Source organism: Achromobacter sp., assembly GCF_057314935.1.
Map to the genome: position 1 here is coordinate 1 of NZ_DBHKZA010000166.1, position 4,614 is coordinate 4,614.

The following is a 4,614-nucleotide window of genomic DNA, read 5'->3' on the forward strand; positions in this document are numbered from 1 at the left end:
TCAGGTCGTCTCGTCCTGATACCAGACGCCTTCGGCCAGCATCATCTTCTGGTGGCCATGGCCCGCCGGCATCATCGGGAAGCAGTTTTCCTGCGCCGACACCGCCACGTCCAGGAAGTAGGGGCCGTCATGCGCCAGGCACTCGGCCAGCGCGGCCTCCAGCTTCGCCGGATCGTCCACCCGCGCCGCGCCCCAGCCGAACGCCCGCGCCAGCGCCACGAAATCGGGCAGGGACGCGTTGTAGCTGTGGCTATAGCGCCCCCCATGGATCAGCTCCTGCCACTGGCGCACCATGCCCATATAGCCGTTGTTGCACAGCACGACCTTCACGGGCGTCTGGTGCTGCATGGCCGTGGACAGTTCCTGGATATTCATCAGCACCGACGCGTCGCCGCTGACGCAGACCACCGTCTTGTCCGGATGCGCGACCTGCGCGCCGATCGCGGCCGGCACGCCGTAGCCCATGGTGCCCGCGCCGCCCGAGGTCAGCCAGCAGTTCGGCTTGTCGAAACGCAGATACTGCGCGGCCCACATCTGATGCTGGCCCACATCGGTGGAAACGATGGCATCACGGCCGGACAACGCGTCGTTCAGACTCGCCATCAAATGCTGCGGCAGGATCGCGTCGGCGGCGGGCGTGAAGCCCAGGCAATCCTGGCTGCGCCACGTGTCGATGCGCTTGAACCAGGGCGCCAGGCGTGCCGCGTCCAGGGGTTCATCGCCCAGTTCGGCGCGCAGCGCCCGCACCAGCGGCAGGCAGTCGCCCACCAGCGCCACGTCCACGCGCACCACCTTGTTGATCGACGCCGGGTCGATGTCGATATGGATCTTGCGCGCATGCGGGCAGAATTCCGAGATTTTGCCGGTGATGCGGTCGTCGAAACGGGCGCCGATGCAGACGACGAGGTCGGCGTTGTGCATGGCCAGGTTGGCCTCGACCGTGCCGTGCATGCCCAGCATGCCCACGAACTGCGGGCTGGACGCCGGGAAGGCCCCCAGGCCCATCAGCGTCAGGGTGCACGGCGCACCGGTATGGCGGACCAGGTCGGCGAACGCTTCGCAAGCTTCCGGGCCGGCATTCACCAGCCCGCCGCCGCCGTAGAAGATGGGGCGCTTGGCCTGCGCGATCAGCGCGGCCGCGCGGCGCACCGCCGACTGCGGCAACTTGGGCGCCAGCTTGCCCGACTGGCGGCGCGCACGCAGCGCGGCCAGCTTTTGCTGCGAGGGCAGCCCGGGCACGTCGTCGTCCGCATCGCGCGGCACGGCCAACTGCACGTCTTTCGGAAAGTCCACCAGCACGGGGCCGGGGCGGCCCTGGCGGGTCAGCTCGAATGCCCGGGACACCACATTGGCCACGTCGTCCACGGCGCGGATCTGGGTATTCCACTTGGTCACGGAGCGCGAGATGCCGATGGCGTCGCATTCCTGGAAAGCGTCGGTGCCGATGGCCGCCGTGGAGACCTGGCCGCTGACGCACAGCACCGGAATCGAATCGCACATGGCGTCCAGCAAGCCCGAGGTGGTGTTGGCCATGCCCGGGCCGGAGGTCACGAACACCACACCGGTGCGGCCGGTGCTGCGGGCGTACCCTTCGGCGGCATGCACGGCCGCCTGTTCGTGGCGCACCAGCACATGGCGCAGGCGCGGTTCCGCATACAGCGCGTCGTACAGCGGCAAGACCGCCCCGCCGGGGTAGCCGAACACGGTGTCGACGCCGTGCGCAATCAGCGTATCGAGCAGAATCTTCGCGCCGTTCGAAACGGCGGGTTCAGTGGCGGCAAGCGCGGCGGCGGCGGTGGGGTGCAGGCGATCGTTCATGCTATCTATCTTATTCGTAGCCTTGAAGAATTTTTATCTTCTTTTCCACGATTACCGGCCAAACGGAGTAAATTTATCTGCGATTTGGAGGAATCAAAGAAAATGAACCTGGACAAGTTTGACCTGGCCATTCTGAAGGTACTGCAAGAGAACGCGCGCGCCAGCCTGAACGACATCGGCGCAGCGGTGGGCCTGTCGTCCACGCCATGCTGGAACCGCATCAAACGCATGGAAAGCGCCGGGGTGATCCGCGGCTACACCGTGGACATCGACCCGGCCAGCCTGGGCTTCATGGACACCGTGATCGTGCACGTCACGCTGGAGAGCCACAGCGAGGAAACGCTGTACGAGTTCGGCCGCGCGCTGGCGGCCATCCCCGAAGTGCTGGAGGCCTTTCTGGTGTCGGGCGACTACGACTATTACATCCGCATCGCGGTGCGCGACACTCGCGACTACGAACGCCTGCTGCGCGAACAGCTCTACCGCATCCCTGGCATCCGCCACAGCAAATCCTGCTTCGTGCTGCGCCGCCTGAAGGAAACCATGCTGCCGTTGACGGGGCCGGGGGGGTGATGCAACTGGGGCCAGGTGGCTATTTATAGTGGAAACGGCACATCACCACGGTGATGCGTCCGTCGTCCGGGCAATAGACCAGGCGATCACGGTCGGTGATTCGGCGAGACCAGAATCCGGTCAGATCGCCCATCAAGGGTTCCGGCTTGCCCGTGCCACGAAAGGGATCCCGCAGGCACTCCTTCAATAGCCGATTGATATCCCGAACCACCTTGGGATTTGTCTCCTGCCACCAGATGTAGTCTTCCCACCCCTCGTTGGTCCAGGCAAGCCCACCCGATTGCGCAAGCTGCTTATTCCTGGCTTTGGCTTTCTTTTGACTCATCGCCAATCAAACCCCGTACCCGGACTTTTCCGGCACGCATGTTGGCGACGGACTGGCGCAGGCGATTGGCATTGGCTTCCGTGCTGAGGAGATGGAGGGTTTCCTGCATGCTGCTGTAGTCCGCCATGGACATCAACACCACGTGCTCGCCATTGACACGCGTAATGACCGTGGGGTCGTGATCCTCGCAGACCTTGTCCATCACGGTCTTCAAGCTGGCTCGCGCCTCGCTAAAAGTCAGGACATTCATGTCGTTCTCGATGTGAAATTACACGGGGCGGGGACGATGGAACGCCGTGGCCCTCGACGCCGAAGCGGCAAGCGAAAAATGTACAAAATCCTGTACAAACATGCAAACCCGAATCCGTCCTGGATTTCCCCGTGCGCACGAAACGAAATCCAGCGAGCCAGCCGTCAACGCAACACGAAATCCTCGGGCACCGCCGCCTCCGGCAGCGGACGCACACCCAGACCTTCCAGCAGATCGATCTCGATCACGCGCGCCAGCGCCGACAGCGGCAGGTCGTTTTCTTCCAGGCCGAAGGGGTCTTCCAGCTCGTCGCCCAGCGCGTCCAGCCCGAAGAAGGTGTAGGCGATGATGATCACCGCCACGGGCGTCAGGTATTCCAGCGTGCCCACCAGCCCGAACGGCAGCAGCAGGCAGAACAGCCACGCCGTGCGATGCAGCAGCAGCGAATACGCGAACGGACAGGGCGTGAACTTGATGCGTTCGCAGGCGGCCTGGATGGCGGCGCATTGCGCCACGCGCTGGGTCAGGCCCTGATAAAGAATGTCGCTGAGCTCGCCGCGCCGCAAACAGGCGGCCAGATCGCGGTTGATCGCCATGAGCAGCGCGTCCGGCACATTGCGGCAACCTGCCAGCGTGTCCAGTTCGTCTTGCTGCACCCAGGGGCGCACGGCCTCCACCATGTCTTGCCCGCGCAAGCGCGCCGCCAGTCCGTACCCGAAACCGATGCAACGGCGCACCAGCCGCTCCTGCACCGGGTTGGCCGTGCTGGCCGCCAGCAGCACCGCGCTTTCGCGCGCCAGGCTACGCGCCTGCACGATCAGATCGCCCCATTGCTTGCGCGCTTCCCACCAGCGGTCATAGCAGACGTTGTTGCGAAAGCCCATGAACACCGACAGCGCCAGCCCGAACAACGAAAACGGCACCGCAGTCAGGTGCGCGGGCGAGAAAAGCTGGCGGTGGTACATCCACACGACCACACAGGACAACAACGTAATGACGATGAGCCTGGCAAGAATGCGCGGGATGATGGAACCCCGCAACACAAAGAACAAAGCCAGCGCAGAGGGACGCGGACGGACGATCATGATAAATATCAACGGAGGAACAAGGCGGCGCTCACTATACGCCTGTCATCCTGTCAAACACGCGTCGATATAATTCTGTTTCGTCTGCACGCCCATTTCGTCTCTCCGTCCCCACACCACCGCCGCCAACACGCCTCCATGACCACCGAAGCCACCCCGATCAAGCCCTGGCATGTCGTCCGCCGCTCCAAGCTGCACGGCAACGGCGTCTTCGCCGCCCGCAAGATCCCCGCGGGCACGCGCATCATCGAATACGGCGGCGCGCGCATCAGCGCCAAGGAAGCCGACCGCCGCCATCCGACCAACCCCGACGATCCCTTCCACACCTTCTTCTTCGCGCTCAGCTCCGGCCGCGTGATCGACGGCGGCGACGAAGGCAACGACGCCCGCTGGATCAACCATTCTTGTGAGCCCAACTGCGAGGCCCAGGAAGGCAAGCACGGCAAGCGCGTCTACATCGTCGCGCTGCGCGACCTGCCGCGCGGCACGGAACTGTCGTACGACTACGGCCTGGTCCTGGACGGCCGCATCACCAAGGCCCTGAAGGAAGGCTACCGCTGCCT

At 64.4% G+C, this 4,614-nt stretch carries 6 protein-coding genes; 2 read left to right on the plus strand and 4 right to left on the minus strand.

Translation table 11 applies throughout. The features are described 5' to 3' along the window. A complete protein-coding gene (ilvB, locus tag ACO6D5_RS29555; protein WP_485827367.1) occupies positions 1–1,827 on the minus strand; it encodes a biosynthetic-type acetolactate synthase large subunit in 1,827 nt (608 codons plus the stop codon). A 93-nt stretch (positions 1,828–1,920) separates the two neighbouring features. On the opposite strand from ilvB, the gene ACO6D5_RS29560 reads away from it, so the two are divergent. Next, the gene (locus tag ACO6D5_RS29560) at positions 1,921–2,391 is read left to right on the plus strand and encodes an Lrp/AsnC family transcriptional regulator (RefSeq protein WP_315529142.1); all 471 of its coding nucleotides are present in this window, start codon (positions 1,921–1,923) and stop codon (positions 2,389–2,391) included. A 19-nt stretch (positions 2,392–2,410) separates the two neighbouring features. Here the strand turns inward: ACO6D5_RS29560 and ACO6D5_RS29565 are convergent, their stop codons facing one another. The 3 genes from ACO6D5_RS29565 to ACO6D5_RS29575 all read right to left on the minus strand — a co-directional run bounded on the left by ACO6D5_RS29565 (position 2,411) and on the right by ACO6D5_RS29575 (position 4,051). Further along, entirely contained in the window at positions 2,411–2,716 is a 306-nt protein-coding gene (locus tag ACO6D5_RS29565; RefSeq protein ID WP_485827364.1) for a Txe/YoeB family addiction module toxin, read from the minus strand. Beyond that, complete coding sequence (locus ACO6D5_RS29570) at positions 2,685–2,966, minus strand: type II toxin-antitoxin system Phd/YefM family antitoxin (protein WP_485827365.1); 282 nt, start codon at positions 2,964–2,966, stop codon at positions 2,685–2,687. The genes ACO6D5_RS29565 and ACO6D5_RS29570 overlap by 32 nt, the downstream gene beginning before the upstream one ends. A 164-nt stretch (positions 2,967–3,130) precedes the next feature. Next, positions 3,131–4,051 carry a bestrophin family protein gene (locus ACO6D5_RS29575; protein ID WP_315529137.1) on the minus strand — a complete coding sequence of 307 codons (921 nt, stop codon included), beginning with the start codon at positions 4,049–4,051 and terminating at the stop codon, positions 3,131–3,133. Positions 4,052–4,189: 138 nt separating this feature from the next. Between ACO6D5_RS29575 and ACO6D5_RS29580 the strand changes: the two genes are divergently transcribed. Next, on the plus strand, positions 4,190–4,614 hold a 425-nt coding region (locus ACO6D5_RS29580; RefSeq protein ID WP_485827366.1), incomplete at its 3' end, for an SET domain-containing protein.

Coding starts and splice junctions, on each gene's coding strand:
- ACO6D5_RS29560 (WP_315529142.1), top strand. CDS start 1,921: ATGAACCTGGACAAGTTTGACCTGGCCATTCTGAAGGTACTGCAAGAG.
- ACO6D5_RS29565 (WP_485827364.1), bottom strand. CDS start 2,716: ATGAGTCAAAAGAAAGCCAAAGCCAGGAATAAGCAGCTTGCGCAATCG.
- ACO6D5_RS29570 (WP_485827365.1), bottom strand. CDS start 2,966: ATGAATGTCCTGACTTTTAGCGAGGCGCGAGCCAGCTTGAAGACCGTG.
- ACO6D5_RS29575 (WP_315529137.1), bottom strand. CDS start 4,051: ATGATCGTCCGTCCGCGTCCCTCTGCGCTGGCTTTGTTCTTTGTGTTG.